This window comes from Paraburkholderia sp. OAS925 (genome assembly GCF_040543975.1).
In the GTDB taxonomy this organism is placed as follows: Bacteria; Pseudomonadota; Gammaproteobacteria; order Burkholderiales; family Burkholderiaceae; genus Paraburkholderia; species Paraburkholderia graminis.
In genome coordinates this window covers 391,516-417,296 of sequence record NZ_JBEUNO010000002.1, presented here as the reverse complement: position 1 = coordinate 417,296, position 25,781 = coordinate 391,516, and the positions used below count along the sequence as shown (strand labels likewise).

The following is a 25,781-nucleotide window of genomic DNA, read 5'->3' as shown; positions in this document are numbered from 1 at the left end:
CCGGTCGACAACCTCTCGGGCGCGCGCTGATGCACGCCGACGACAGCCCCGCGCCCGTCGACATGGCGCGTGAATGGCTCGCGCTCAGCGTGTTCCTCGTGCTCGTGTGTGTGGCGTTGACGATGTCGGGCGTATTGCGCCGCGCCGATCTGTTCTTCTTCGACGTCGCACAGCCGCGCCTTCAAAGGCCGTCGCCGGCGAAGATCGTGCTGGCCGCCATCGACGACGCGAGCGTGCAGGCGCTCGGCGGATGGCCCGTGCCGCGCAAGGACTACGCCGCGCTCATCGACCGGTTGACCGCCGCCGGAACCGCAGCCGTGGGACTCGACGTGGCCATGACCAACCACGGAAGGCTCCAGCCGGCCGGCGACCAACGACTCGCGGACGCGATGAAGCGCAATGGCCGCGTCGTGTTGCCGGTGGTGGTTGTCTCGGGCGACGCCGATACAGCCGGCATGCCGGAAGTCATCGAGCCCGTCGCGCCGATGGCCGAGGCGGCCTTTGCGCTTGCCGAAGCCAACGCCGCACCGGACGCCGACGGCGCCACGCGCAGTTTCTATCTACAGGAAGGTCGACCGTCCGCCGTCTACGAGCACATGAGCGTGGCGCTGCTGCGTACCGGTGGTTTGCCTGTCGCGCGATGCGGCGAAGCGCCGGCACGCGAGGCCGGCCGCTGGTTCAGCGCGTGCCGCCGCTACGTGCCGCTCGGACGCGAGCGGTCCTACGCGTCGTATTCGTTCGTCGATATGCTCGAAGGCCGCGTGGCTTCGAGCGCGTTGAAGGACGCGGTCGTTATCGTCGGGCCGACGGCGAGCGCCGCCGACACGCATTTCGTCACGCCGGGCCGCGGACGGCATCTGCTGTCGGGCGTGGAGTTTCTCGCCGAAGCGACGAGTGCGCTCGCGAGCGGCTCGTTCGTGCGTGCAGCGCCGACAGCCGCTCAACTTCTGTTCAGTCTGTGCATGCTGCCGTTGCTGTGCGCCGCGCAGTTCACGTTAGGGCCGCGCATGGGCTTGATCGCCGCGGCAGCGCTCGCACTCGCGGCGTGCGCTGCGTCGCTCGTGCTGCTCAACACCATGCACGTGTTCTTCTTTCCAGGCACCGCGGTGGCCGCCTGTCTCGTGGCCTATCCGGTCAGCGCGTGGCGGCGGCAGGAGGCGCTGTTACGCTATCTGAGCGAGGCGGCGGCGCGCGCAACGGCAGAGCCTGGCTTCCCCGGCGAGCCGCCCATGCATCGACCCGCGATCGACCCGCTGCATCGCCGCGTCATGGTCATGAGCGCTGTCGTCGCGCGGTTGCGGCGTTCGGCGTCTTTCATCTCCGAGTGGATGAACAGCCTGCCCGAGGCGACGCTCGTGGTGGCGTCTTCGGGCGTCGTCATGCTCGCGAACCGGAAGGCCGTCGCGCTGTACGAGTCCGACTCGCACGCGCCAGACTCGCCGCGGCGTCCCGCGGGCCGGCTTGCGACGGATGTCGTGCGCGACATGACGGCCTCCGAGCATGCCGTCGAGTACGTCCAAAGAGCGCTGCAACGCCTTGCCGAGACCGCGCGTTCCGAGCCGGCTACTCGTGCCGCAAGTCACAGCAGCGCAGCATCGCGCGTGGAATCTGCGGCACAGATGGACGGCATCGAAATTGTCGACGCAAAACGTCGTTCGCTGCTCATCAAGTGCGCGGTTGTGCCCGCGCTGCATGCGCGCGACGCTGCGCTCATCTTTCATGTGGCCGACGTCACACCGATGCGCATCGCCGAACGTCAGCGCGACTCGGCGCTGCGCTTTCTGTCGCACGACATCCGCTCGCCGCAAGCCGCAATACTTGCGTTGATCGAGCAGCGTCGCCATGCGGGCGGCGATCTGCCGGAGTCACGCTTCGTGGAGCTCGTGGGCCACTACGCGCAGTGGTCGCTCAGCCTCGCCGACCAGTTCCTGTTGCTCGCGCGTGCCGAAGGCCGGCCGCCCGCAGCGAGCACCGTCGATCTGGCCTTGCTGCTGGGCGACGCCGTCGACGATCTCTGGCCGCAGGCCAGCGCGAAGCAGACAGCCGTGCACCTCGCCGCCGAACCGGGCATGCTCGTAGTGGCCGATGCGCCGCTGCTGCGCCGGGCATTCGCCAATTTGATCGACAACGCCATCAAGTTCAGCCCGCGCGGCGCGACGGTCACGGTGACCGCCGGCGAGCGCGGCGAGCGCTGGGCCGTGACCGTCGCCGACACGGGCAGCGGCATACCGGCCGATCAGATACCCAACCTGTTCACGGAATTCTTCCGGCTTCCGTCGGATCATCCGGCGCCTGGACACGGCCTCGGGCTCGCCTTCGTCAAGCATGTCATCGACACGCTCGGCGGGCACATTGATGTCGAGAGCGAAGTGGGACACGGTTCCCTCTTTACGCTTCTATTGCCGAAAAAATCCGGCTCGCCTGAATAACAGTCATTCGCTGACGGCGCCAAATGCGCGCGCCGGCATTTCCTGAAAAATATTCAATAGCTTTGAAAAACCTTTGCGACAAAGCGGGATCGCGCCGCGATATATGGCGCGGTACGCCAATTGCGTCTTGAGCTTAAAGAATTCGCATTTCGACCGGTTCGAGAATTACGGATAAACAATCAGTCCGCATTAATCCGGCTGCACAAAAAAACGTCAAATGTGACATGCGCCGGCCTGTTTCTTGACTTTACCGACGCCCGGACAGGCAGGCGAGTCGTGACTGTCGGCATGCCCGTTCAACTTTGTCACATTTCAGTGACAATTGTTCAATATTGTCCGCTCTCTTTTCCATCGGCCTATCCCTTACTCTATGTTTCACCGGGTTCTCGCCTGATTCAGGTAACGGAATTACGACAACCAGCGCTTAAAAAATACGCAATCGATCGGATTGCCGGTATTTTTGCTCGCCCCTGTCTGACGTTATTCGTTCGACTCGAATTATTCGAGGCGAGGACCTCATTCGTCGATAACAAACGGTTATTTATTTAGCTCGGCAGACGTTTATCGCACTTATGCAGATTGAAGCTGCCATGAGTGCGTGATGCGTCTGTGTGTGGAACACGCCGCTTACAGGCAGGGAAATCTATGAATCGAACTTACCGCACTGTGTGGAACGCGGCGCTCGGCGCCTTCGTCGCCGCGTCCGAACTCGACCGGGCCAACGGCAAGGGCAAAGGCGCGTCTGCGGGCGTCGTCAATGTCTGCGCCGCCGATGCAAGCAGCGACGCAACTGACGCGCGCAGCCGTGGTCGTGCCATGCCATCGCTTGCCGCGGCGGCGTTGGTGCTGCTGGGCAGCGGCCTCGCCGCCCCGAGCGCGCATGCCCAGTTTGCGTTGGACGGCGGCAGCGCGAGCGGATCGACCAGTGCAATCGCAATCGGTATAGGGTCGACTGCCTCGCAGCAGAACTCCACGGCGTTGGGCAACCTGGCGATCGCCACGGGCATCTCTGCAAGCGCATTAGGACCTGGCGCGCTGGCTTCCGGAAACAATTCGACGGCCGTGGGTATTAACTCGACGGCGAGCACCACGGGCACCGTTGCGGTAGGGCTCGGCGCCGTTTCGTCGGGAGCCAGCGCCGTATCGATCGGCAGCACCAGTGTTGCGAGCGGCGTCAACAGTACTGCGACGGGCTATCTGTCCAGCGCAACGGCTCAAGGTGCTGCCGCTTACGGTACTTCGGCAGGCGCAACCGGGCTTAATTCCAGTGCGCTAGGACCCGGCGCCAAGGCGTCCGATACCAATAGCTCCGCGTTAGGATCGTTCGCCAACGCTTCCGGCGCGGCCGCTGTCGCGGCGGGCGCTGCCAACGCTTCGGGCGCCTCTTCGTTCGCGGGAGCGGCCGGGGCAACGGCATCGGGCGATCACGCGACGGCGCTCGGACCCTTGTCGACTGCGGCCGCCGGCACGTCGGTCGCCATCGGCAATCAGGCGATCACGACCACCGGGGGCGATGCCGGTGTCGCGGTCGGTTCGGGCGCGATGGTGAGCGGCGCATCCGGCGTCGCGGTCGGCGTGAACAGCGGCGCGTCGGGCACTGGGGCGATTGCGATCGGCGTGGGCGGCACGGCAGGCGTACCGGGCTCCGGCACGCAGGCCACCGGCAACTTCGCGATCTCGATGGGCAACAACACCATTGCGAGCGGCGCGTCGGCTCAAGCCTTCGGCAGCGGCGCGACGGCCAGCGGCAACAGTTCGGTTGCGGTGGGCGTCGGCGCGCTGACATCCGGACTGTCGAGCAGCGCCTTCGGCAATCTCGCGAGGGCGACCGGCACGTCGGCCGTCGCGCTCGGCGCGGGCGCGAATGCGACCGTCGACAACACCTCGGCGCTCGGTCTCAATGCGAGCGCCACGGCAACCTCCGCGACGGCGCTGGGCGCGGGCGTTCATGCAACGGCCCTGAACGCGACGGGCCTCGGCATCAACGCGCTCGCCACCGGCGTGCAGACCACGGCGTTGGGCGGCGCGACCACGGCAAGCGCCAACAACGCCACCGCGGTCGGCTATACGGCGGTCGCGTCGGCGGCAGGCGCAACGGCAATGGGCATCGGCTCACAGGCGCTTGCCACGATGACGGTCGCCTTCGGCGCCAACAACATCGTGGCGGCCGCGGCCGGCACCGGCGCCATTGCGGGCGGCCATAATTCGCAGGTCACGAGCGGCACGGGCGCGGTCGCACTCGGCGAAGCCCAGACGGCGAGCGGCAACGGCGCAGTGGCGATCGGCGATCCGAATTCGGCCATCGGCAACGGCGCCATCGCGATGGGCGCGAACAACACGTCCAACGGCCAGGGCGCGATCGCGCTCGGTAACGGAAACCTGGCGACGGGACAAGGCTCCGTCGCGCTCGGCAACGCATCGCAGGCCAACAGCGCGGGCTCAGTTGCACTCGGCGATACGGCCGTCGTGCAGGCTGCCGCATCGCGCGGGCTCGCACTCGGCTCGGGCGCCATCGCGAGCGTGGCCAACAGCGTCGCGCTGGGCGCCAGTTCCACGACGACCACGTCGACGCCCACCTCGGGCGCGACCATCGGCGGCGTGAGCTACTCGTTCGCCGGCGCGTCGCCTGCGGGCGTCGTGAGCGTGGGCGCGTTGGGTGCCGAGCGGCAAATCCAGAACGTGGCCGCGGGTCAGTTGAGCCAGTCCAGCACGGACGCCGTGAACGGCTCGCAGCTTTACGCGACGAACCAGCAGGTCACGGCCAACAGCACCGCCATCGACAACATCAACAACGGCGCGGGCATCAAGTACTTCCACGCGAATTCGACGCTGGCCGATTCTGTCGCCACGGGCACGGATGCGATCGCCGTGGGCGGCAACACGCAATCGACGGCGGCGAACGCCGTGGCCGTCGGCTCCAACGCCATCGCCAGTGTCGCGAACAGCGTGGCGCTGGGTGCAGGTTCCACCACCACGGCCGCGACACCGACGTCGGGCACGACCATTGGCGGCGTGAGCTACACCTTCGCCGGCGGCGCACCCACGGGCGTCGTGAGTGTGGGCACGTCGGGCGCCACGCGGCAGATCCAGAACGTGGCCGCGGGCGAGTTGAGCCAGTCGAGCACGGACGCCGTGAACGGCTCGCAGCTCTACGCGACCAACCAGCAGGTGACGGCCAACAGTACCGCCATCGACAACATCAACAACGGCGCGGGCATCAAGTACTTCCACGCAAGCTCGACGCTCGCGGACAGCCTGGCGACGGGCACCGACAGCGTCGCCATCGGCCCGGCCGCGGTCTCGGCCGGCACCTCGAGTCTCGCCGCGGGCAATGGGGCCTCGGCGCAGAACGCCAACTCGCTTGCGCTCGGCACGCTGTCGAGCGTCACCGTCGACGACGGCGTGGCGATTGGTTCGGGCTCCGTATCAGATCGCGCCGTGCTCTCAGGCGTCGGCTCGATTGCCAACGGCACGCATTCGATTCCGTACAACACGTCGGATCGCACGCTGCTCGGTGCGGTGTCGTTCGGCAATGCGTCGACGAACACCTATCGCCAGCTCACCAATGTCGCGGACGGCACTGAAGCGCAGGACGCCGTCACCGTGCGTCAGCTTGCGGGCGCGTTGTCGTCGTTTGCCGTGACCGGGCAGTTGTACTTCCACGCGAACTCGACGGCGGCCGACTCGCTCGCCGTCGGCGCGGAGTCCATCGCGGTGGGCCCCACGACGGTCGTGAACGGCGACAACGGCGTGGGCATCGGCAACGGCGCAGTCGTGGATGCCACGGCGCCGGGCGGCGTGGCGATCGGCCAGGCATCAAGCGCCGCGCAGGCCGATGCGATCGCGCTCGGCAGCGGCAGCGTGGCGGGCGGCGCGCAGTCGATTGCGCAGGGCGCGAATTCGAGCGCGGCCAACGTCGGCAGCGTCGCGATCGGTTCGGGCGCGCGCAGCAGTGCCGTGGATGCCATCGCGTTTGGCTCGGGAGCCAGCGCGACGATGGCGAACAGCATCGCGCTCGGCGCCGGCTCGCTCACCACGGTCGGCGCGCTCAGCAACTACGTGGCGTATGGGTTGAGCAGCCCGCAATCGTCGGCGGGGGAAATCAACGTCGGCAACCGGCAAATCACGGGCCTGGCCCCTGGGCGCCTCGGCACCGACGCCGTGAATGTCTCGCAACTCGACGCCGTCGCTTCCCAGCTCACGACGCTCATCAACCAGAACACCACCAATAACGGCGGTGGCTATACGTCGACGCCGGGCACCGGCAACAGCACGGCGCCCTCGTCGACGGGCACGAACTCGTCCGCGGGCGGCTCCGGGGCCGTCGCCTCGGGCTCGAACAGCACGGCGGTCGGCAACGGCTCGCAGGCGACGGGCAACGGCTCGACGGTGGTGGGTACGGGCGCGACTTCGTCGGGCAGCGGATCGGCTGCAATCGGTGCGGGCAGCGACGACGGCGGCCGCTCGAACGTGGTTGCCGTGGGCTCCGCAGGTTCGACCCGCCAGGTCGTCAACGTCGCGGCGGGCACGGCGCCGACCGATGCCGTGAACGTCGGCCAGCTCAACGCGAGCGTGAGCAACGCGCTGTCACAGGCGAACAGCTACACGGACAGCCAGGTGGCCGGCCTGCGCAACAACCTCGACTCGTATCGCCGCGACGCGGACGGCGGCACCGCCACGGCGATGGCCGTAGCCGGCCTGCCGCAGCCGTCGGGGCCGGGCAAGAGCATGGTGTCGATTGCGGGCAGCGTGTATCGCGGTCAGTCGGGCCAGGCGCTCGGCGTTTCCACGATCTCCGAGAACAACCACTGGGTCTACAAGGCGGCCGTCTCGACGAACACGCGCGGCACCTACGGCGCCGTAATGGGCGCGGGCTACCAGTGGTAGACGCGGAAGGCGCGGAAAGCGCGGAAAGCGCACTAGCCGCAGTAGCCGAGCCGATGCGAAACCTCAAACAAGACAACAAGCGAATCATGAAATTACAACCAGCTATGCTGCTTTCGATGTGCCTCGCGGCTGCCGTCGTCATGCAGGGATGCGCGGTGCCGCAGACGCCGCCGAAGTTTCCGGACGCCACGTCCGCGTCGCCGGCCGGCGGCACGTTCGTGAACGTGGCGAACCTGCGCAACGTGAGTACCGGGCTCAACAAGGACCAGCTCTATGACCTGATCGGGCCGCCGCACTTTAACGAGTGGTTCGTGGGCAATCATGTCTGGAACTACCTGTTCGATTTCCGTCGCGGCGACCGGGTGGTGTCGTGTCAATATCAGGTGCAGTTCGACAAGAACATGCGCGTGAGCGCGACGTACTGGCGCGATCCACAGTGTGCGGACTTGATGAGCGACGCCGCACCGGTTGCGCCTGCTCCGGTCGCGGCGAAGCCGGCGGCGCTCGAACAGTTCACGTTCGAAGGCGAGGCGCTGTTTCCGTTCGGGAAATCGAGCCTCAATTCGATGCTGCCGCGCGGCCGCGCCGAACTGGACGCCGCGATCGAGAAAATCCGCAAGGAAGACGGCGTGACGCGCATCGACGTGGTGGGCCACACCGATCGTATCGGTTCCGACGAGAGCAACCGTGCGCTGTCGCAGGCGCGAGCCGAAACCGTGAAGGCGTATCTGGTGGCGCACGGCCTCGACGCTGAGCGCATTCGCGCTTCGGGCGCGGGATCGTCGCAGCCGGTTTCCCATTGCCCGCCGGGTGAAACGCCTGCCGTCATTGCTTGCCTGCAGAAAGACCGGCGGGTGACGATTGCGATTTACGGGCAGCGGTGAGGGTTGGTGGTTGGGGTTGCGGTGATATGCAGTGGGGTAGTGTGGGGAGCGGTTGTTCCGGTGATCGCTCGCCAGTACCCCGGATTTACGAAGTGCTCGGGCAGAGCCACCGCAATCAGGCAATTGAGCCGCGCCTTCGCACGTTGGCTGGTCTTCTTCGATTAGTCGTCTCGCGGCCCCGCGTGTCGCATGGCAGCGTCTAAAATGGGTTTACCCCTGCCGTTCGGCCGCCCGGAGGCCGCTCATGAAAATCCGCCGACTCGCTGCGTCGCGCGCCAGAATGCTTGTGAGTGCCACATGCCTGGGATCCCTGACATTCCAGGCGTCCGCCAGCTACAACTCACCTGCGGCCGACGCGAATCCATCGAACACCATAACAATCGTCGCAGGAACCTACGGCCGAAACTGCGGCCAGCAGGAGGGCAACGCCACGCTCGACCTCGCGCGTCGATGCAATGGCCAGACAGCCTGCACCTACATGCTGACCGGTGACGTCGCCGGTGGAGGCGTCCTGTCATGCCGCAGCGATCTGACAGCGCAATGGCAGTGCGGCGACGGCCAGACGCACGCCGCGGCGCTTGCGCCAGGCGCGGCGCCGGGCGACCGACTGCTGCTCGGTTGCCGCGAGTTTCCCGGCGCGGGCAAATGACGCGGAAGCCCCGCAACGCTGCCCCTTGCCCCGCCGGACGGCTTGGACCATCATGCTAGGATCGTCAGTGCCAGGGTGCTGGGGGGAAATATCATGGCTACATTCGGTATCGACGCTGTGCGCATCAACCCTTCGAACGACCGGATCACGCATGTGCGCTGGGCCACGGTCGACCCCGCCACGCGCAGCTGGTTGTCGCCGACCTCGATCGTCGAAGTCGCCCAGGTGGTGGCCGCGATCCGTCGCGGCGACGCTGTCTGGTCGCTCTTCACGCTCGGCGGCACGCGCTTTCTCGGGCCGAAAATCGTGGCCGTCTCCCACACCAACGGGCATGACGGAATCGACACCGACGTCCCCGACGGCCACATCGAAAAATGCATCGACGACCTGCCGCGCATCTAGCGCGCGGCCCGCGCTTTCGTCGTACGTTGCCGCTCAGCGCAGTTCGAGCCACATCGGCTGATGATCCGACGACCGGCTGTGCGCGTCGACCTCGCAACTCACGACGCGCGGCGTAAGGTCTTCGGTGACGAACACGAAGTCGCAGGCAAACGGTCCGTCCGGCCATTGCTCGCGGTCGTACAGGCCGACCGTCGCGGCGCGTGCGTCGTTGCCGTGCGCGAGCGTCCAGGCGTCGGCGAATGCGGGCGCGCCGGCAATCGGCTCGAGCATCTTGCGATACGCGGCGCTTTCGAACGCGCTGTTGAAGTCGCCGCAGACAATCGCGTTCATCGGCCGCCCGCTGTCGGCGAATGGGCTGTCCTGCTTCTCGGCGCGCGCCGGGCGGCGCGCGTGCCCGCATGCTTCCTGATGCAGCTCGCGCAGCCTGTCGACCTGCGCGAGCCGCTGCGTTTCCGAATAAAACTCCAGGTGCGTGCTGATCACGCGCAATGGCCCGACGTCGGTATCGATCACGGCCTCGAGCGCGACGCGCAGCATCGACGGCTTCGCGGGGTCGGCGGGCCACGGCAGCGAGTGGCGCAGTACCTGCCTGACCGGCAGACGCGTGACGATCGCGTTGCCGAACTGCCGCCGCTGCTTGCCGCCGCCGCCGACGCCGCCGCCGACGCCACCACCGACGCCCGGAAGATCCGAGCCGATCGCGTCGATCACGGTCATGCCGGGCAGCAACGCGGCGAGTTCGGCGAACTGATCGGCGCTGGGACCACCGGCCAGTCCACCCATCTGCTGCGGCTCATGAAAGCCGCGCGTCACTTCCTGCATGCACATGATGTCGAAATCGCACAGCGCGCGCGCCTCGCGCACGATGCGGGCGAGATCGACGCGGCCGTCCACGCCGCGTCCCCACTGAATATTCCAGTCGACGAGCCGCATGAGATTCTCCTGCGAGAGCTGTGTTGGTAGTCTATCGCTCAGAGGCGGGTCGAGCCGCCCGCGGTGTCTGGCCGACGTAACGGCACCCACAACGCGTGACGATTTTTATCGCGCAGCGTGTCGATTCCGCTGCCGTCGAATCGTCGTAGCAGTGTGTCCAACTTCTCAACCGAAAGGCGGCTTACCATGACTACCGGAACCATCAAACTCCACCGCGTGCTGCGCGCGCCTGCCGAACGCGTTTATCGGGCGTTCCTCGAACCGGACGCGCTCGCGAAATGGCTGCCTCCGTATGGCTTTACTTGCCAGGTCCATCACTTCGAAGGGCACGTGGGCGGCACCTACAAGATGTCGTTTCGCAACTTCGGCACCGGCCACAGCCACTCGTTCGGCGGCGAGTACGTCGAACTCGTGCCGAACGAGAAAATCCGCTATACCGACCGCTTCGACGATCCTAATCTCCCCGGCGAAATGTCCGCGACGATCACCTTCCGCACGGTGCTGTGCGGCACCGAAGTCTCGATTCTTCAGGAAGGCGTGCCCGAGGTGATTCCCGTGGAGATGTGCTACCTCGGCTGGCAGGAATCGCTGATGCAACTCGCGAAGCTGGTCGAACCCGAGATTCCGGCTGAGCCGGTTTGAGGGGCACGTCCACCGTTTAATGCCATCTTCGCCGCCCGTTTTGTCGGACTCGTTCTGCGCGTAGACTGAATGTAGGTCCCGCATTCGCCGGCAAACGTGTCGATGCGTGCGCTGCGGTTTCTGCTGCAACGCGGCACGCAGACGAACGGGCGTCGGCTGCAAGACGGAGGTGGCGATGAGCGATTTCAACGAGGCCCGCGAGCGGATGGTGGAGCGGCAGCTCGTCCGCCGCGGCATTTGCGATTCACGTGTGCTGGATGCGATGCGCCGCGTGCCGCGCGAAGCGTTCGTGCCCGACTGTCTGCGCGATCTCGCTTACGAAGACAGGCCGCTGCCCATCGGCAACGATCAGACCATCTCGCAGCCGGCGATCGTCGCAACGATGATCGAGGCCGCGGAGCTTTCGTCCGCCGACATCGTGCTCGACATCGGCACCGGTTCGGGCTACGCGGCTGCCGTCGCGGCGGCGCTTTCGGCGCATGTCCATTCAATCGAACGTCACGCGGACCTGGTCGCGATGGCGCGCGACATTCTCGCGCGGCTGAACATTTCGAACGTGACCGTTTATCTCGGCGACGGCACGGCGGGACTCGCGGAACACGCGCCGTACGACGCGATCATCGCCGCGGCGGGCGGCCCGCATATTCCGCGGATATGGCGCAAACAACTCGCGATCGGCGGCCGGATCGTGATGCCGGTCGGCCGCGAGCGGCACTATCAGAAGCTCGTCAAACTCGTGCGCCGCAGCGAGGACGACTACGAAAGCTGCTCGCTCGGCGAAGTGAGCTTCGTGCCGCTCGTCGGCGCCGACGCGTGGCCCGCGCCCGATGCGGCGCAATCGGACGGCGCGGCGCCGCAGCGCATCCAGGAGACGTCGCCATGAACGGCTATCAGATCACTTTTTTCACGCAGCAGGATCGGCGGCATCGCGGCAAGCCGATGGCCGACTGGCTCGTCGTTCTCGCCGGCGAACTCGGTCTGCGCGGCGCGACCGTGATACCGGCGAGCGAGGGCATCGGCCACCATCATCGCGTGCATTCGGCGCATTTTTTCGAGCTGGCGGATCAGCCGTTATCGGTCGTGATGGCGGTAACGAGCGACGAAGCCGCCAGGTTGTTCGAGCGGCTGCGCGCCGAGGACGTGCATCTGTTCTACGTGAAGACGCCCGTCGAATTCGGTGTGACCGGCGACGACGATGGAGACGTTGCACGGTAGCGCGCTTGCTGCGGTGCAGACCCAAAGACAAACACGCCGGCGCTCCGCAAAGAGCGCCGGCGTCATGCAGCGAGCCACACGCAGTCGCCATCAAACCACAGTAATCACCACGTCGATGTTGCCGCGCGTCGCCTTCGAATACGGACACGTCTGGTGCGCCATATCCGTGAGCTTCTGCGCAGTCTCGCGCTCGATTCCTGGCAGGCTGACATTGAGCCGCGCGCGCAGGAAGTAGCCGCTATTGTTCATTGCCAGGTCGATTTCGGCATCGACGGCGGTTTCGGCGGGCAGCGCGACTCCCAGCGTCTTCGCTGCGATACCCATTGCGCCGATGAAGCATGCGGACCACCCCGCGGCCAGCATCTGCTCGGGGTTCGTGCCGGTCGCGGATGCGCCGGGCGAGCCGAGCTTGACGTCGAGCCGGCCGTCCGAACTGCGCGACGCACCATCGCGTCCGCCGGTGGTGTGGGTCTTGCCGGTGTACAGCACTTTGTCTGATTGGGTCATGATCGATTTCGTCGGTAATAAGTCGGTAGATAAGGAAAAGTACCAAGAGCGTGGCCGCTTAGCAGCCCGCTTTAGCTCCCTTGGTAAATCTTGTTCAGCGATGCCAACTCGCCGCTTTTCGTCGCACGCGCCAGTTCCTGGCGAACCTCGAAGCGGCTCTTCGCGGCCGTGTTCTGCGCCGGCGTCCATTGCTGCGTGTGCTGCCCGTCGACGTTGCTCACGGCAGCGGCGGGATTGGCGGCAAAAGCCGGAAGCGTCGTAGCGGAAACAGCCAGAGCCAAAGCGATCATCGAAACTTTCATGTCGTTCTCCAGAATAGGTGGGAAGCCAAGCATCCGTCGGGTTTCAGCGAGGCTTGCCGAAGAGCGGCGATGTCCGCATCGCAACATCTGGCGTGGCCTCGAATCCGTCGTTGATGAGATTAGAGTCGCGCCGGGTATCTGGCTTGTGTCGGCGAAGCGGCGTATTGCAATGCTGTGTATCTCGCGGCGCCGCATATACAGTGCGATACAAATAGATCGACGCCGCGCGCCGCGAAATGGCGAAACGCGGGCGAAACGCGGGCGAACGCGGGCCAACCCAGCTAGAGCGCACCGGTGCAATGTTTTGTGTCAGATACAGGTTCGGATACATTGCGACATAAACCGCGGTCGGACGCGCGTTATAAAGCAGGCATCGAGAGTCACGGAGATGCTGATGAACACCGAAACGCTAAAGGGAAGCTGCCACTGCGGCACCGTCAAATTCGAGGTCAGGACACCGCTTGCGCCCGCCGCGCGCTGCAATTGCAGCCTGTGCCGCCGCAAGGGCGCGCTGATGAGCCCGCCGTTCGAGGCCGGCCGGTTGACGATCACGCAAGGCGAGGACGCGCTCACGCTGTATCAGTTCAACACGCGCGTCGCGAAGCATTTCTTCTGCAGGCACTGCGGTATTTATCCGTTTCATCAGACGCGCCGGGACGCGAAGTTGTGGCGCGTCAATATCGGTTGCCTGGAAGGGATCGATCCGTATACGCTGGATGCCGGTCTTTCCGACGGCGCCAGTCTTTCCGTCGTGGAGGACGCATGAAGCGGCTGCTTGCAATCATCGCGTTCATCGCGGGCGGTGTGGCGGCCGAATGGGCGCATCCGGTCCAGTGTTCGATGCTGTGCGCGAGCCGGGTGCAGGTGAAACGTCAAAAGAGATGATCCATTCATGGACACGATCGACCACGTACTGATCGTCGACGACGACCGCGGCATTCGCGAACTGATCGCCGGCTATCTGGAGAAGAACGGCATGCGGGTTTCGCTCGCGGCCAACGGGCGGCAAATGCGCGCCGCTCTCGAGCAGGGCGCACCCGACCTGATCGTGCTCGATCTGATGATGCCCGGCGAAGACGGCCTCGTGCTATGCCGCGAACTGCGCGCGGGCAAATTTCGCACGGTGCCCGTGCTGATGCTCACCGCGCGCAACGAAGAAGCGGACCGCATTCTCGGCCTCGAAATGGGCGCCGACGACTATCTGCCCAAGCCCTTTGCCGTGCGCGAACTGCTCGCGCGCATTCGCGCGGTGCTGCGCCGCGCGCGCATGCTGCCGCCCGGCATGCAGGTGACCGAAAGCGCGCAAATGCTCGGCTTCGGCGACTGGCGGCTCGACACCACGGCGCGTCATCTGCTCGACGCCGAAGGCACGATGGTCGCGCTAAGCGGCGCCGAATACCGCTTGCTGCGCGTATTCCTCGACAACCCGCAGCGCGTGTTGACGCGCGATCAACTGCTCAATCTCACGCAAGGCCGTCAGGCCGATCAATTCGACCGCTCGATCGATCTGATGGTAAGCCGTCTGCGTCAGCGCTTGCGCGACGAGGCGCGCGAACCGCGTTACATCAAGACGCTGCGCAGCGAAGGCTATGTGTTTTCCGCGGCCGTCAACGTGATCGGGGACCCGCAATGACATTTCTTCGGTCGCTGCACTGGCCGCGCACGCTGTTCGCAAGGTTGACGTTGATTCTCTTCGTCGGACTCGCGTCGGCGCAGGCGCTGTCGTTCTGGCTCACCATGACCGAACGCGACCAGACCATGACGAACGTGATGATGGGTTACATCGAACGCGAGGTCGTGAGTTCGGTCGCGCTGCTCGATCATCTGCCCGCTAACGAACGCGCTCAGTGGCTGCCGCGTCTCGCGCGGCGCAGTTACGAGTTCATGCTGGGCCCCGGCGTGAGCGGCGGCCCGGTGGATGCGAATCTGTCGGCGCGCGTCGCGCGCTCCATCGCGGATGGCATCGGCACCAACTACCCGCTCACGGTGAATGCGGTGCCGGGCGAGCGCGAACGGCTGCAGGTTCATCTGAAGCTCAGCGACGGCTCGCCGCTCACCATCGACATGCGGCCGATGTCCGGCGCGCCGCTGTCGCGCTGGTTGCCGCTCGTGCTGCTGCTGGAACTCGCGGTGCTGCTCGGCTGCTGCTGGTTCGCGGTGCGCACGGCCACGCGTCCGCTCAACGAGTTGGCGGTCGCCGCCGATGCGCTCGGCCCCGATCTCAAGGCCGGGCGTCTCAGCGAAAGCGGGCCTTCCGAAATCGCGCGCGCGGCTCGCGCTTTCAACGCCATGCAGGAACGCATTGCGATGTACGTCACCGAACGCATGCAGATTCTCGCGGCCATTTCGCACGATCTGCAAACGCCGATCACGCGCATGCGTCTGCGCGTCGACATGATGGACGCGGAAGCCGAAGGTGCGAAGCTGCGCCAGGATTTGCAGGAGATGGAAGCGCTCGTGAAAGAAGGCGTCACGTATGCGCGCACGCTGCACGGCGCGACGGAAACGCCGTGCCGCATCGATCCCGATGCGCTGTTCGACAGCCTCGTTTGCGATTACGTGGATGCCGACCAGGCCGTGTCACTGCATGGCCGCTTCGACATGCCGCTGATGACGCGGCCGCAGGCGCTGCGGCGCATCGTCGGTAATCTCGTGGATAACGCGCTGAAGTTCGGCGGCGCGGCGCAGATCGAGATCGCGATGTCGCCGGACAGGCACGCCACCATCTCGGTGCTCGATCGCGGGCCGGGCATTCCCGCCGATTCGCTCGAAGATGTGTTTCAGCCGTTCTACAGGATCGAAGGATCGCGCAATCGGCAAACGGGCGGCACAGGGCTTGGCCTTGCGATCGCGCGTCAACTCGCGCTTGCGATGGATGCCACGCTCGAACTTCATAATCGCGCCGGCGGCGGGCTGGAGGCGAGGCTCACGCTGCGCAATCTCGTGAAGGCGTCGCCGGCTACGGTCGAGTGAGCGTGGCCAGTAGCGAATAAAGCGAAAGCCCGCATTCGCTGCAATGCATATCACGATTGATCGTTTTGCCGCGGCGCATCGCATTGCTAGCATCGTCGACTTCTCCATGAAGCGCCGCTGCCGCAATGAGCCAAAGCAACACGCCGTTAAATCTGCCGCCCGATCCACCTTCCTCCCGTAGCCGCCGCCGTCTGCTCGGCCGTCTTGCGGCGGGCGGTCTGGTCGCGTCGCAAGGCGCGGCGGCAGCCGCGGGCGAATTGCTCAGGCCGCTCGAAGCCGCGCCGTCGAGCCGTGTGCCGGGCGCGCCGGTGCTCGAGCATCCGTATGGCGTGCCGTCGCCGCGCGAAGCCGGCGTGGTGCGCCGAAGTGCCCGCCAATGGCCGCTGCCCGGCGCGGCTTCGTCGATGACGCCGCTTGCGGATCTGCATGGCACGATCACGCCGAACGGCCTCGTCTACGAACGTCATCACGGCGGCGTGCCCGACATCGACGCCGATCAGCATCGGCTCGCGATTCACGGCCTCGTGCGCACGCCGAAGCTCTTCACGATGGACGACCTGCTGCGGCTGCCCGCTGAATCCCGCATCCATTTCCTCGAATGTTCCGGCAATACCGGCAGCGAATGGAATGGTCCGAGCGGCTTGCCGGTGCAACTGACGCACGGTCTGCTGTCGTGTTGCGAATGGACAGGCGTGCGTCTTTCCGCCTTGCTGGAAGAGGTCGGCGGCGTGTCCGTGCAAAGCAACGCTAACGGCGGCGCGTGGCTGCTCGCGGAAGGCGCGGACGCCGCCGCGATGACGCGCAGCCTGCCGCTCGATCGCATACTCGAGCGCGCGCTCGTGGTCTATGCGCAGAACGGCGAACGCTTGCGGCCCGAGAACGGTTATCCGTTGCGGCTCATCGTGCCCGGCTTCGAGGGCAATACCAATGTGAAGTGGCTGCGCAGACTCAAGGTGGTCGACGCGCCGCTGCAAACGCGCGAGGAGACGTCGAAATATACGAGCCTGCTCGCGAACGGCACCGCGCGTCAGTTCGTGTTCGAGATGGATGCGAAGTCGGTCATCACGCGGCCGTCGCCGGGGCATCGTCTCACCACGCACGGTTATTACGCGATTAGCGGCATTGCGTGGTCGGGGCGCGGCACGATCCGCAAAGTCGAAGTTTCCACCGATGGCGGCGCGTCATGGCGGCTCGCGCGTCTTGATGGCGCGGCACGCGACCGTGCGCTGACTCGTTTCGAAGCGGATTGGCGCTGGGACGGCGCGCCGGCCGAGATACTTTCGCGCGCCACCGATTCCACCGGCTACGTGCAGCCCACGCGCGCGCAACTCGTCGCCGCGCGCGGCCTGAATTCGCAGTACCACTACAACGCGATCCAGCAATGGCGCGTGGATGCGAGCGGCGAGGTGCGCAATGCGTGAACGCCCTTCGACGCGCATCGCCGCGCTTGTTTTCATGACGACGCTCGCCGCTTGCTCGTCCATCAAGCCCGATTCCCGCGATGCAAGCGCGACCTACGGCATCGGCACGCCGCTTAACGAAACGAGCATCGCTGCCTGGAACATCGACATCGCACCCGACGGGCGCGGCCTGCCCGCCGGCAGCGGCGACGTGGCCACCGGCGCGCGCGTGTTCGCCACGAAATGCGCGGCGTGTCACGGCGCGCGCGGCGAGGGCGGTCTCGGCGACCCGCTCGTGGGCGGCCTAGGCACGTTGTCGGGCGCGAAGCCGAAGCGCACCGTGGGCAGCTACTGGCCGTACGCCACGACGCTCTTCGACTATATTCGCCGCGCGATGCCGTACAACGCGCCCGAATCCCTTTCCGCCGACGAGGTCTATGCGGTCAGCGCGTTTCTGCTGAACCAGAACGGCATTGTGCCCGCGGACACGCGGCTCGACGCGGCATCGCTGCCGCGCGTCGCGATGCCGAATCGCGATGGCTTCGTGCCCGATCCGCGTCCGGGCCAGCTCTGACATGGAGCCGTAATATCGCTCGTGCGCGTCGTCGCGCGTTAAAACATCGGGTTTATCACTCCAGCAGATAAACGTATCGGATTTGCTTCGTTGTCGTCGGGTGCGCGCGCCGGTACATTCATCTGACTGCGACCCGATACGACGAAGAGTTTCCCGTGACGACAGCCTTTGCTTCCACCGCCGCCCAGCATTCTCACGATTCCCACGCCGCCGGCGGCGCCATTGCCGGTCAGCCCATCGAGATTCGCGCTTTCGACGGCCCGCTCGGCGCCGAAGTGCTCGGCCTCGATCTGAGCAAGCCGCTTGCCCAGGCGGATTTCGCGCGCATTCATCGCGCGCATCTCGACTATCACGTGCTGGTGTTTCGCGATCAGCGCATTACGCCGGACGAGCAGATTGCTTTCAGCCGCCGCTTTGGTCCGCTGCAGATCCATGTGCTGCATCAGTTCCAGTTGCCGGACTATCCGGAAGTGCTGGTGGTGTCGAATATCGTCGAAAACGGCAAGCCAATTGGTCTCGGCGATGCCGGTCATTACTGGCATTCCGATCTGTCCTACAAGGAAAAGCCGAGCCTCGGTTCCTTGCTGCATGCGCAGGAATTGCCGGCCGAAGGCGGCGACACGCTGTTTGCCAACATGCATCTCGCGTGGGACACCTTGCCCGCGCATCTGCGCAGCGCGGTCGAAGGACGCACGGCCGAACACACGTATCTCGCGAAGTACGCTGAGTTGCAAAAGCGCAGCCCGTGGCGGCCGAATCTGTCGCCTGAGCAGATCGCGCAAGTGAAGCCGGTGGTGCATCCGATCGTGCGCACGCATCCGGAGACGGGGCGCAAGGCGCTGTTCGTGAGCGAGCATTTCACGACGCGTGTAATCGGCTTGCCCGAAGACGAAAGCCGGCAATTGCTCGAGGAAATCTTCGCGCACAGCGTGCGCGCCGAACATGTGTACCGGCATCGCTGGGCGGAACACGACATGGTGTTCTGGGACAACCGTTCGTTGATGCACCTCGCGGCCGGCACGCCGGATGACCAGCGGCGCAAGCTGTATCGCACGACGATCGAAGGCGACGTGCCTTTCTGATCTTTTGCGCGCAACCAGCGCGCCGTGCCATTCACACAACTCAAATACTTAAACGCCACTCGCCGATCGGAGTTTCGATGTTCGCCAGGTTTCATTCGACCGCTTTCAGTCATACAGTCAATCGTTTCAAGCGTCGTTTCACCGCGACGTTGCTCGCCGTTTCTATCGGCGCGGCCGGCATGAGCGCCGCTATACCCGCGCATGCCGAAGGACAGATCCGCATTGCCGAACAGTTCGGCATTGTCTATCTGCTGCTGAACGTCGCGCGCGATCAGCAGTTCATCGAAAAGCAAGGGCGCAAGCAGGGCCTCGATATCAAGGTGGATTGGGTGCAACTCTCGGGCGGGGCCGCCGTCAACGACGCCTTGCTGTCGGGCGCCGTGGATGTCGCCGGCGCGGGCGTGGGCCCGTTGCTGACCATCTGGGACCGCACGCACGGCAAGCAGAATGTGAAGGGCGTCGCTTCGCTCGGCAATCTGCCGTACTACCTCGTGAGCAACAATCCGGACGTGAAGACGATTGCCGATTTCGGCGCGAAAGACCGCATCGCTGTGCCGGCGGTAAATGTGTCGGTGCAGTCGCGCGTGTTGCAATACGCGGCCGCGAAGCGCTGGGGCGACAAGGAATACAACCGCCTCGACAAGTACACGCAGGCGCTGCCGCATCCTGATGCGGCGGCGGCGATCATCGCGGGCGGCACGGAAATTACCGGTCACTTCGGCAATCCGCCGTTTCAGGATCAGGAACTCGCGGGCAATCCGAAGGCGCATATCGTGCTGAATTCCTACGATGTGCTCGGCGGCCCGAGCTCAGCAACGGTTCTCTATGCGACGGAAAAATTCCGCGACAACAATCCGAAAACGTACCGCGCGTTCGTCGATGCACTCGCTGACGCGTCGCGTTTCATTGCCGCGAATCCGGACGCCGCCGCCGATATTTATCTGCGTGTGAACAAGTCGAAAATCGATCGCGCGCTGCTCCTGAAGATCATCAAGAATCCGCAAGTGGAGTTCAAGATCGCACCACAAAACACGCTCGGTCTCGCGCAGTTCATGTATCGCGTGGGGGCGATCAAAAACGAGCCGAAGTCGTGGAAAGACTATTTCTTCGACGACCCGGCAACCGCGGCAGGCAGTTGAGCATGACGCTTCGTGTTTCTAACTTCAGCGGAGTGCGGGGCGGTGGTGAGCCGCTCGCGCAGTCCGCAACCTGGGAGCGATCCGATGGTGGCTAATCCCACGCTACTCTTTCCCGAACGCGCTGACCGCGCCGTGCGCAGCGGTCCCGCCGTCAGCGAAAAACTGCTCGCAGTCGAGAACGTCAGCCTCGAATATCGCACGCGCGAGCGCATTGTCCGCGCGACGCACGAGGTCAGCTTCGACGTCTACGGCGGCGACCGTTTCGTGCTGCTCGGCCCGTCGGGCTGCGGCAAGTCGACGTTGCTGAAGGCCGTGGGCGGTTTCATCGAGCCGAGCTCGGGCACCATCTCGCTCGACGGTCAGATCGTGCGCGGTCCTGGCGCCGATCGCATCGTCGTATTCCAGGAGTTCGATCAGTTGCCGCCGTGGAAAACGGTGCTGCAAAACGTGGCCTTTCCGCTGCGCGTCGCGAAGAAGCTCGCGCGTGCCGAAGCAAATGAGCGTGCGTTGCATTATCTCGACAAGGTCGGCCTCGCTGCGTTTGCGAATGCGTATCCGCACACCTTGTCGGGCGGCATGAAGCAGCGCGTCGCGATTGCGCGCGCACTCGCGATGCAGCCGCGTGTATTGCTGATGGACGAACCGTTCGCCGCGCTCGACGCATTGACGCGCCGCAAGATGCAGGAAGAACTGCTGCGCTTGTGGGAAGAGGTCAATTTCACGCTGCTCTTCGTGACTCATTCAATCGAAGAAGCGCTGGTAGTGGGAAACCGCATTCTGCTGTTGTCGCCGCATCCGGGCCGCGTGCGTGCCGAGCTGAACAGTCACCAGTATTCGCATGACAGTTTCGGGCGCAACGATTTTCAGCGCAGCGTCGCGCGTATTCATCGCCTGTTGTTCGAAGAGACGGAGGCCGCGCAATGAGTTCGCCCGCCACTTTACTGCCGCCGATTCGCGACGAATACGAACGCCCGCTCGAACCGCCTGGCGACTTCGTGCTCGAAGCGCCATTGCCGCTCGGCAAACGCGTCTTCGCGCAAAGCTGGGTGCGCAAGGTGCTGATCGCGCTGGTGTTGATCGCCGTATGGGAGATCGCCGCGCGCGTCGTCAATAACGATCTGCTGCTGCCCACCTTCGGCGCGACTTTCGTCGCGTTCGCGCAAGGCGTGTTGTCCGGCGAGTTGCTGCAAAAAACGGCGGTGTCGATGTCGGTGCTGCTGCGCGGTTATCTGCTCGGTGCGGCGCTTGCGTTCGTGCTGACGTCGCTGGCTGTGTCGACGCGTGTGGGCCGCGATTTGCTGTCGATGCTCACCGCGATGTTCAACCCGCTGCCTTCCATCGCGCTGTTGCCGATCGCGTTGCTCTGGTTCGGTCTCGGCACCGGCAGTCTGTTATTCGTGCTCGTGCATTCGGTACTGTGGCCGCTCGCGCTCAACACGTACTCAGGTTTCCAGTCGGTGCCGGCGACGCTGCGCATGACCGGACGCAACTACGGCCTGACGGGAATGCGCCACGTACTGCTGATTCTGATGCCGGCCGCGTTGCCGTCGATTCTCGCCGGCTTGCGGGTGGGCTGGGCGTTTGCGTGGCGCACGCTGATCGCGGCCGAGCTGGTATTCGGCGCGAGTTCCGGCAACGGCGGACTCGGCTGGTACATTTTCCAGAATCGCAACGAGCTTTACACGGACCGCGTTTTCGCGGGACTTGCAGCGGTAATCGTGATCGGGCTGTTGATCGAACATCTCGTGTTCGATACGTTGGAACGGGTGACGGTGCGGCGCTGGGGCGTGCAGCACTAGTCAAGCGAAAGCGGCCGCGAGGCCGCTTTTTGTTTTGCAATGCGCGTTTTAACCGCGCGAGCGCGCCGCGCCTACGGACAATGGCCGGTCTTTCTCCTCGTCTTTTACTTCATTGCGTCCCGCGAGTTCGGCTGTCGTCTCCGCGCCGAACAGAAACACCGCCGCCGAAAAATACAGCCACATCATCAGCACGGCGAGCGAGCCTGCGGCACCGAAAGAACTCGCGGTGCCCGCATGCGTGAGATAAAGCCCGAACAGATGCCGTCCGACCGAAAACAGTATCGCCGCCGTCATCCCGCCGACCGCCGCATGGGGGAGACTCACCTGCGCGTCTGACATCCACCGAAGCAGGGCGGTGAACGCGGCGCCCAGCACGATCAGGCCGAGTACCGTTTGCACGATCGCGGTGACGACGACCAACGGCGAATCGCCGAATATCGCGTGTCCGGCGAACGTGATCGCCGTGTCTAGCACGAGCGACACCACGAGCAAGAAGCCGAGGCCGAGCACCATGCCGACCGACACCAGCCGCGTGCGCACGAGCCACGTAATGCTGCCCTTGCTCTTGACGTTTTTCTCCGCCTCGAGCACCACGTCGAGCGCGGTGTTCAGCGAAGTAAAAGTCGCCGACGCACCGATGATCAACAACACGACCGACACCACGGCGGCAATGCCGCTGCCGCTCGCGCGATGCGCGTGTTCGACGATGGTCTGCATCGCCTCCGCGGCGTCCTTGCCCATAATGCCGCGCACCTGCTCGAACAGACGTCCGCGCGCGGCGTCCTCGCCGAAGAACCAGCCGGCGACCGCGAGCACCATCAGCAGCGTCGGCGCAAGCGAGAACGCCGAGTAAAAGCCGACGCTCGCGGCCATCATCGGGCAGCGGTCCGACATGAAGCGCTTGCCTGCGTTGACCACGGTGGTGAAAGCGCCGCGCAGCTTTCCGTGTTTTTTTGGCGCCGCAGCGGGTGAAGAGACCTTGTTCATAAACGCCTCGCCATTGAGCGTGATTGCGCGCCGCATTCGATTCGACTAGCCGATGACCGGGCCGCCGAAGCCGCAGCGCTGGATTGCACGCCGCATGTCGCGTGCCCGCCAGGCGGGCGTGTCACGGTGGCCGGTGCGTTCGGCACGACCGTTTAGCCATCGGCATCCAGAACCGCCGTAGTTTTTCTTTCCCGCCGACGCAAATCTTCTCGTTTGTTTAATGCCTGCGCAAAGCCGATAGTTCAGTCACCGAGGGCGCACTGCAAGACTCGCGGCACACAGCGGCAGCCGGCCAGGCAACCGCTCTCATTTCTGAATTGCATGACAACAACTCTGGAGCACAACATGAATACGTCGGAAAAAGTGGCGATCGTTACTGGCGCATCGCAAGGCATCGGCGCGGAACTGGTGAAGGCGTTTCGTCAGCGCGGCTATCGCGTGGTTGCGACGGCTCGCGGCATCACACCGTTCGACGATCCGAACATCGCGACGGTGGCGGGCGACATCGCCGATCCGGCCACCGCACGCCGCGTGATTGCAGAGGCGGTGACGCGTTTCGGGCGCGTCGATACGCTCGTCAACAACGCGGGCGTGTTTGTCGCGAAGCCGTTCACGAGCTATACGTCTGAAGACTACGCATTGGTGAAGGGCGTCAACCTCGACGGCTTCTTCAATATCACGCAGCTCGCGATTGCGGAAATGGAGAAGCACGAAAGCGGCCACATCGTCACGATCACGACGAGTCTCACCGATCATGCGATTTGCGGCGTGCCTTCGGTGCTGGCGTCGTTGACGAAGGGCGGGTTGAATGCGGCGACGAAGTCCATCGCGATCGAGTACGCTAAAGCCGGGATTCGCGCGAACGCGGTCTCGCCTGGCATCATCAAATCGCCGATGCACGCGCCGGAAACGCATGCGGGGCTCGGCGCATTGCATCCGATGGGTCATATGGGCGAAATGGACGACATCGTGCAAGCGGTGCTGTATCTGGATTCGGCGCCGTTCGTGACGGGCGAGATCCTGCACGTCGACGGCGGCCAGAGCGCCGGCCACTAAGCGCGGCCTTTAACAACAGCGGAACAACGGGCGCCGATTCGCGGCGCCCGCCTTTGCCACGGAGAACGACATGCCTATCGTCACGATTCAGGTCACGCGCGAGGGAACGAAGCCTGGCGCAACCGCCGTCACGGCCGAAGAAAAAGCGCGCTTGATCAGCGGTGTCAGCCATGTACTGCTCGATGTCCTGAACAAGCCGCTCGAAGCGACGTTCGTCGTGATCGAAGAAGTCGATATGGATAACTGGGGCTGGGGCGGCTTGCCTGTGGAGCAATACCGCAAGCAACTGGCGCTGAAGGTGTCGGGCGGCGAGAAAACGGATTAGAGAGTACTAACGCGGCGCGCGGCTATCGCGCGTTCGCCTCGGCAAGCAGCCACTCCTTGAACGCGACCACAGCCGGCTCGTTGCCGTTGTCCTTTCTATGCACCACGTAATAGGCGAGCTCGCACGTCTGCGCGTCGGGGAACGGCCGCACCAGCCGGCCTTCTGCGATGTCGCGCTCGACGAGGCACGTTCTGCCGAGCGCGACGCCGTTGCCCGAGATAGCCGTATGAATCGCGGCGGCGGAGTCGTTGATCTGCAGACCGCGATCGCAATCGACACGCCCTGCGTTGCCCGTCTTTTGCACCCATGATCGCCAGGTGGGAAACGTGGGCGCCGCGCGCATCGATATGTCGTGAATCAACGGATGGTAGTTGAGATCCGCCGGTGTTCTGAGCGGATGCTCGCCTTCGAGCAGCGCGGGGCTGCACACAGGGAAGAACTCGTCGCGCATCAGGAAGGTCGCGGCGAGATCCGGCCACTGACCGGTGCCGTAGCGGATGCCGGCGTCCACTCTATCCGCGACAAAGTCGACGAGTTTCAGCGACAGGTCGATGCGCAAATCGTAGCGCGGATACTTGCGCTGAAACCGCTCCACGCGATGCAAAAACCACTTGTCGGCAAGCGCTGGCGGCACTGTCACGGTGACCGTTATGCGCGCCTTGCTGGCCTTCAGCCTTTCGACCGCCTGCGCGAGCAGTTCAAAGCCGCCCTGCAATTCCGGCATGGCGGCGCGCGCCGCGTCGGTGAGCACGAGGCGCGACGCACCCGACGTTGAGCGATGAAACAGCTCGATTTCCAGCGTCTCCTCGAGTCCGCGAATCATCTGGCCGATTGCCGCGGGCGTCACATGCAGTTCTTCCGCAGCGGCGACATAACTCAGATGCCGGCCGACGGCCTCGAAGGCACGCAGTGCATTGAGATGATTGGGTGCTCGCATGGGCCGCTCGACAGGCTGATTGATTTCGATTGCCGCATGCTCGCAGGCGGGCATGGCGGCGTCAACACTTCAATGCGGCGCTGCATCAGCCCGGTTGCGCCAACAGCTCGCGAATCTTCGCTTCGGTCTGCGCATAGTCGCCCTCGCCGAAGTGGCTGTACACGACATGTCCTGTCTTGTCGAACAGATACACCGCGGGCCAATACTGGTTATTGAACGCGTTCCAGGTCGCGTACTGATTGTCGAGCGCGACCGGATACTGAATATCGAACTTCTTCACGGCAGCGCGCACATGCCCGGCATCGCGTTCGAACGGGTACTCCGGCGTGTGCACGCCGATCACTTGCAGCCCCTGGTTGCCGTACTGCTTATACCAGTTCTTCACGTACGGCAGCGTGTTCACGCAGTTGATGCACGAGTAGGTCCAGAAATCGACCAGCACGACCTTGCCGCGCAGTTGCGAAAGCGTCAGCGGCGAGCCGTTGATCCATGTGTCGATGCCGGTTATTTGCGGCGCAACCGGCGTATTCCGTTCGGCGGCAGTGAGCGCGCTGCCGCGCGTCGCAAGCAGGCTGGCGAGCAACGCGAGCGCGATGAAGGAGCCGATAGTGGCGAGGGTTTTGAGTCGGGCGTGCATGATGGAATCGTCCTTTGCATGA

26 protein-coding genes are annotated in these 25,781 nt (G+C 64.7%); 20 read left to right on the top strand and 6 right to left on the bottom strand.

Going from position 1 to position 25,781, the window contains the following annotated elements; all coding sequences use genetic code 11:
• Nucleotides 1–29: 29 nt before the first annotated feature.
• The 5 genes from ABIE53_RS20650 to ABIE53_RS20630 all read left to right on the top strand — a co-directional run bounded on the left by ABIE53_RS20650 (nt 30) and on the right by ABIE53_RS20630 (nt 9,251).
• Nucleotides 30–2,429 carry a CHASE2 domain-containing protein gene (locus ABIE53_RS20650; RefSeq protein WP_192699711.1) on the top strand — a complete coding sequence of 800 codons (2,400 nt, stop codon included), beginning with the start codon at nt 30–32 and terminating at the stop codon, nt 2,427–2,429.
• Nucleotides 2,430–3,074: 645 nt separating this feature from the next.
• Nucleotides 3,075–7,316: a YadA-like family protein gene (locus ABIE53_RS20645; RefSeq protein ID WP_192699712.1), complete on the top strand. Its 4,242-nt coding sequence runs from the start codon at nt 3,075–3,077 to the stop codon at nt 7,314–7,316.
• Between the two features lie 53 nt (nt 7,317–7,369).
• Nucleotides 7,370–8,200 carry an OmpA family protein gene (locus tag ABIE53_RS20640; protein WP_035569616.1) on the top strand — a complete coding sequence of 277 codons (831 nt, stop codon included), beginning with the start codon at nt 7,370–7,372 and terminating at the stop codon, nt 8,198–8,200.
• 244 nt (nt 8,201–8,444) lie between these two features.
• Nucleotides 8,445–8,849 carry a hypothetical protein gene (locus ABIE53_RS20635; protein WP_192699713.1) on the top strand — a complete coding sequence of 135 codons (405 nt, stop codon included), beginning with the start codon at nt 8,445–8,447 and terminating at the stop codon, nt 8,847–8,849.
• A gap of 93 nt (nt 8,850–8,942) precedes the next feature.
• Nucleotides 8,943–9,251: a hypothetical protein gene (locus ABIE53_RS20630; RefSeq protein WP_006049563.1), complete on the top strand. Its 309-nt coding sequence runs from the start codon at nt 8,943–8,945 to the stop codon at nt 9,249–9,251.
• A gap of 33 nt (nt 9,252–9,284) precedes the next feature.
• Here ABIE53_RS20630 and ABIE53_RS20625 read toward each other — a convergent pair whose 3' ends face one another.
• On the bottom strand, nt 9,285–10,184 hold the full coding sequence (locus ABIE53_RS20625; RefSeq protein ID WP_192699714.1) for an endonuclease/exonuclease/phosphatase family protein: 900 nt from the start codon (nt 10,182–10,184) through the stop codon (nt 9,285–9,287).
• A gap of 186 nt (nt 10,185–10,370) precedes the next feature.
• On the opposite strand from ABIE53_RS20625, the gene ABIE53_RS20620 reads away from it, so the two are divergent.
• The 3 genes from ABIE53_RS20620 to ABIE53_RS20610 all read left to right on the top strand — a co-directional run bounded on the left by ABIE53_RS20620 (nt 10,371) and on the right by ABIE53_RS20610 (nt 12,041).
• Complete coding sequence (locus ABIE53_RS20620; protein ID WP_006049561.1) at nt 10,371–10,826, top strand: SRPBCC family protein; 456 nt, start codon at nt 10,371–10,373, stop codon at nt 10,824–10,826.
• Between the two features lie 175 nt (nt 10,827–11,001).
• On the top strand, nt 11,002–11,709 hold the full coding sequence (locus ABIE53_RS20615) for a protein-L-isoaspartate(D-aspartate) O-methyltransferase (protein ID WP_192699715.1): 708 nt from the start codon (nt 11,002–11,004) through the stop codon (nt 11,707–11,709).
• The gene (locus tag ABIE53_RS20610; protein ID WP_006049559.1) at nt 11,706–12,041 is read left to right on the top strand and encodes a DUF190 domain-containing protein; all 336 of its coding nucleotides are present in this window, start codon (nt 11,706–11,708) and stop codon (nt 12,039–12,041) included. Before ABIE53_RS20615 ends, ABIE53_RS20610 begins: the two co-directional genes overlap by 4 nt.
• 90 nt (nt 12,042–12,131) lie before the next feature.
• Here the strand turns inward: ABIE53_RS20610 and ABIE53_RS20605 are convergent, their stop codons facing one another.
• Nucleotides 12,132–12,548 carry an organic hydroperoxide resistance protein gene (locus ABIE53_RS20605; RefSeq protein WP_053860006.1) on the bottom strand — a complete coding sequence of 139 codons (417 nt, stop codon included), beginning with the start codon at nt 12,546–12,548 and terminating at the stop codon, nt 12,132–12,134.
• Nucleotides 12,549–12,619: 71 nt separating this feature from the next.
• The gene (locus ABIE53_RS20600) at nt 12,620–12,850 is read right to left on the bottom strand and encodes a DUF4148 domain-containing protein (RefSeq protein ID WP_165919803.1); all 231 of its coding nucleotides are present in this window, start codon (nt 12,848–12,850) and stop codon (nt 12,620–12,622) included.
• A gap of 394 nt (nt 12,851–13,244) precedes the next feature.
• Between ABIE53_RS20600 and ABIE53_RS20595 the strand changes: the two genes are divergently transcribed.
• The 10 genes from ABIE53_RS20595 (at nt 13,245) to ABIE53_RS20550 (ending at nt 21,817) form a co-directional block, all read left to right on the top strand.
• The gene (locus ABIE53_RS20595; RefSeq protein ID WP_192699716.1) at nt 13,245–13,616 is read left to right on the top strand and encodes a GFA family protein; all 372 of its coding nucleotides are present in this window, start codon (nt 13,245–13,247) and stop codon (nt 13,614–13,616) included.
• Nucleotides 13,613–13,735 (top strand): hypothetical protein, encoded by a 123-nt coding sequence (locus ABIE53_RS20590; RefSeq protein WP_006049555.1) that lies wholly within the window; start codon nt 13,613–13,615, stop codon nt 13,733–13,735. The genes ABIE53_RS20595 and ABIE53_RS20590 overlap by 4 nt, the downstream gene beginning before the upstream one ends.
• A gap of 7 nt (nt 13,736–13,742) precedes the next feature.
• Complete coding sequence (locus ABIE53_RS20585) at nt 13,743–14,483, top strand: response regulator (RefSeq protein WP_006049554.1); 741 nt, start codon at nt 13,743–13,745, stop codon at nt 14,481–14,483.
• A complete protein-coding gene (locus ABIE53_RS20580; RefSeq protein WP_029966747.1) occupies nt 14,480–15,823 on the top strand; it encodes an ATP-binding protein in 1,344 nt (447 codons plus the stop codon). The genes ABIE53_RS20585 and ABIE53_RS20580 overlap by 4 nt, the downstream gene beginning before the upstream one ends.
• Nucleotides 15,824–15,948: 125 nt before the next feature.
• On the top strand, nt 15,949–17,244 hold the full coding sequence (gene soxC / locus ABIE53_RS20575) for a sulfite dehydrogenase (protein ID WP_192699717.1): 1,296 nt from the start codon (nt 15,949–15,951) through the stop codon (nt 17,242–17,244).
• Nucleotides 17,237–17,797: a c-type cytochrome gene (locus ABIE53_RS20570; protein ID WP_192699718.1), complete on the top strand. Its 561-nt coding sequence runs from the start codon at nt 17,237–17,239 to the stop codon at nt 17,795–17,797. Before soxC ends, ABIE53_RS20570 begins: the two co-directional genes overlap by 8 nt.
• A 155-nt stretch (nt 17,798–17,952) precedes the next feature.
• A complete protein-coding gene (locus ABIE53_RS20565; protein ID WP_192699719.1) occupies nt 17,953–18,879 on the top strand; it encodes a TauD/TfdA dioxygenase family protein in 927 nt (308 codons plus the stop codon).
• Between the two features lie 77 nt (nt 18,880–18,956).
• A complete protein-coding gene (locus ABIE53_RS20560; protein WP_192699720.1) occupies nt 18,957–20,018 on the top strand; it encodes an ABC transporter substrate-binding protein in 1,062 nt (353 codons plus the stop codon).
• A gap of 84 nt (nt 20,019–20,102) precedes the next feature.
• Nucleotides 20,103–20,942, top strand: a complete 840-nt coding sequence (locus ABIE53_RS20555; protein WP_114157673.1) for an ABC transporter ATP-binding protein — start codon at nt 20,103–20,105, stop codon at nt 20,940–20,942.
• Complete coding sequence (locus tag ABIE53_RS20550; RefSeq protein WP_192699721.1) at nt 20,939–21,817, top strand: ABC transporter permease; 879 nt, start codon at nt 20,939–20,941, stop codon at nt 21,815–21,817. Before ABIE53_RS20555 ends, ABIE53_RS20550 begins: the two co-directional genes overlap by 4 nt.
• 48 nt (nt 21,818–21,865) lie before the next feature.
• On the opposite strand, the gene ABIE53_RS20545 is transcribed toward ABIE53_RS20550, so the two are convergent.
• Nucleotides 21,866–22,804 (bottom strand): YihY/virulence factor BrkB family protein, encoded by a 939-nt coding sequence (locus ABIE53_RS20545; protein ID WP_192699722.1) that lies wholly within the window; start codon nt 22,802–22,804, stop codon nt 21,866–21,868.
• A 345-nt stretch (nt 22,805–23,149) separates the two neighbouring features.
• On the opposite strand from ABIE53_RS20545, the gene ABIE53_RS20540 reads away from it, so the two are divergent.
• Nucleotides 23,150–23,860, top strand: a complete 711-nt coding sequence (locus ABIE53_RS20540; RefSeq protein ID WP_192699723.1) for an SDR family NAD(P)-dependent oxidoreductase — start codon at nt 23,150–23,152, stop codon at nt 23,858–23,860.
• Between the two features lie 70 nt (nt 23,861–23,930).
• Complete coding sequence (locus ABIE53_RS20535) at nt 23,931–24,185, top strand: tautomerase family protein (RefSeq protein WP_192699724.1); 255 nt, start codon at nt 23,931–23,933, stop codon at nt 24,183–24,185.
• A 22-nt stretch (nt 24,186–24,207) separates the two neighbouring features.
• Here the strand turns inward: ABIE53_RS20535 and ABIE53_RS20530 are convergent, their stop codons facing one another.
• Together ABIE53_RS20530 and ABIE53_RS20525 are read right to left on the bottom strand one after the other, a co-directional pair.
• Nucleotides 24,208–25,122 (bottom strand): LysR substrate-binding domain-containing protein, encoded by a 915-nt coding sequence (locus ABIE53_RS20530; protein WP_029966736.1) that lies wholly within the window; start codon nt 25,120–25,122, stop codon nt 24,208–24,210.
• A gap of 85 nt (nt 25,123–25,207) precedes the next feature.
• A complete protein-coding gene (locus ABIE53_RS20525; RefSeq protein WP_029966735.1) occupies nt 25,208–25,759 on the bottom strand; it encodes a thioredoxin family protein in 552 nt (183 codons plus the stop codon).
• Nucleotides 25,760–25,781 lie beyond the last annotated feature (22 nt).

Bases quoted from the DNA above. Each gene is read 5' to 3' on its own strand.
- ABIE53_RS20535 (WP_192699724.1), top strand. From the start codon at position 23,931: ATGCCTATCGTCACGATTCAGGTCACGCGCGAGGGAACGAAGCCTGGC.
- ABIE53_RS20545 (WP_192699722.1), bottom strand. From the start codon at position 22,804: ATGAACAAGGTCTCTTCACCCGCTGCGGCGCCAAAAAAACACGGAAAG.
- ABIE53_RS20610 (WP_006049559.1), top strand. From the start codon at position 11,706: ATGAACGGCTATCAGATCACTTTTTTCACGCAGCAGGATCGGCGGCAT.
- ABIE53_RS20595 (WP_192699716.1), top strand. From the start codon at position 13,245: ATGAACACCGAAACGCTAAAGGGAAGCTGCCACTGCGGCACCGTCAAA.
- ABIE53_RS20530 (WP_029966736.1), bottom strand. From the start codon at position 25,122: ATGCGAGCACCCAATCATCTCAATGCACTGCGTGCCTTCGAGGCCGTC.
- ABIE53_RS20630 (WP_006049563.1), top strand. From the start codon at position 8,943: ATGGCTACATTCGGTATCGACGCTGTGCGCATCAACCCTTCGAACGAC.
- ABIE53_RS20620 (WP_006049561.1), top strand. From the start codon at position 10,371: ATGACTACCGGAACCATCAAACTCCACCGCGTGCTGCGCGCGCCTGCC.
- ABIE53_RS20645 (WP_192699712.1), top strand. From the start codon at position 3,075: ATGAATCGAACTTACCGCACTGTGTGGAACGCGGCGCTCGGCGCCTTC.
- ABIE53_RS20600 (WP_165919803.1), bottom strand. From the start codon at position 12,850: ATGAAAGTTTCGATGATCGCTTTGGCTCTGGCTGTTTCCGCTACGACG.
- ABIE53_RS20560 (WP_192699720.1), top strand. From the start codon at position 18,957: ATGTTCGCCAGGTTTCATTCGACCGCTTTCAGTCATACAGTCAATCGT.
- ABIE53_RS20615 (WP_192699715.1), top strand. From the start codon at position 11,002: ATGAGCGATTTCAACGAGGCCCGCGAGCGGATGGTGGAGCGGCAGCTC.
- ABIE53_RS20525 (WP_029966735.1), bottom strand. From the start codon at position 25,759: ATGCACGCCCGACTCAAAACCCTCGCCACTATCGGCTCCTTCATCGCG.
- ABIE53_RS20585 (WP_006049554.1), top strand. From the start codon at position 13,743: ATGGACACGATCGACCACGTACTGATCGTCGACGACGACCGCGGCATT.
- ABIE53_RS20540 (WP_192699723.1), top strand. From the start codon at position 23,150: ATGAATACGTCGGAAAAAGTGGCGATCGTTACTGGCGCATCGCAAGGC.
- ABIE53_RS20590 (WP_006049555.1), top strand. From the start codon at position 13,613: ATGAAGCGGCTGCTTGCAATCATCGCGTTCATCGCGGGCGGTGTGGCG.
- ABIE53_RS20605 (WP_053860006.1), bottom strand. From the start codon at position 12,548: ATGACCCAATCAGACAAAGTGCTGTACACCGGCAAGACCCACACCACC.
- ABIE53_RS20580 (WP_029966747.1), top strand. From the start codon at position 14,480: ATGACATTTCTTCGGTCGCTGCACTGGCCGCGCACGCTGTTCGCAAGG.
- ABIE53_RS20625 (WP_192699714.1), bottom strand. From the start codon at position 10,184: ATGCGGCTCGTCGACTGGAATATTCAGTGGGGACGCGGCGTGGACGGC.
- ABIE53_RS20640 (WP_035569616.1), top strand. From the start codon at position 7,370: ATGCGAAACCTCAAACAAGACAACAAGCGAATCATGAAATTACAACCA.
- ABIE53_RS20550 (WP_192699721.1), top strand. From the start codon at position 20,939: ATGAGTTCGCCCGCCACTTTACTGCCGCCGATTCGCGACGAATACGAA.
- soxC (WP_192699717.1), top strand. From the start codon at position 15,949: ATGAGCCAAAGCAACACGCCGTTAAATCTGCCGCCCGATCCACCTTCC.
- ABIE53_RS20650 (WP_192699711.1), top strand. From the start codon at position 30: ATGCACGCCGACGACAGCCCCGCGCCCGTCGACATGGCGCGTGAATGG.
- ABIE53_RS20570 (WP_192699718.1), top strand. From the start codon at position 17,237: ATGCGTGAACGCCCTTCGACGCGCATCGCCGCGCTTGTTTTCATGACG.
- ABIE53_RS20635 (WP_192699713.1), top strand. From the start codon at position 8,445: ATGAAAATCCGCCGACTCGCTGCGTCGCGCGCCAGAATGCTTGTGAGT.
- ABIE53_RS20555 (WP_114157673.1), top strand. From the start codon at position 20,103: ATGGTGGCTAATCCCACGCTACTCTTTCCCGAACGCGCTGACCGCGCC.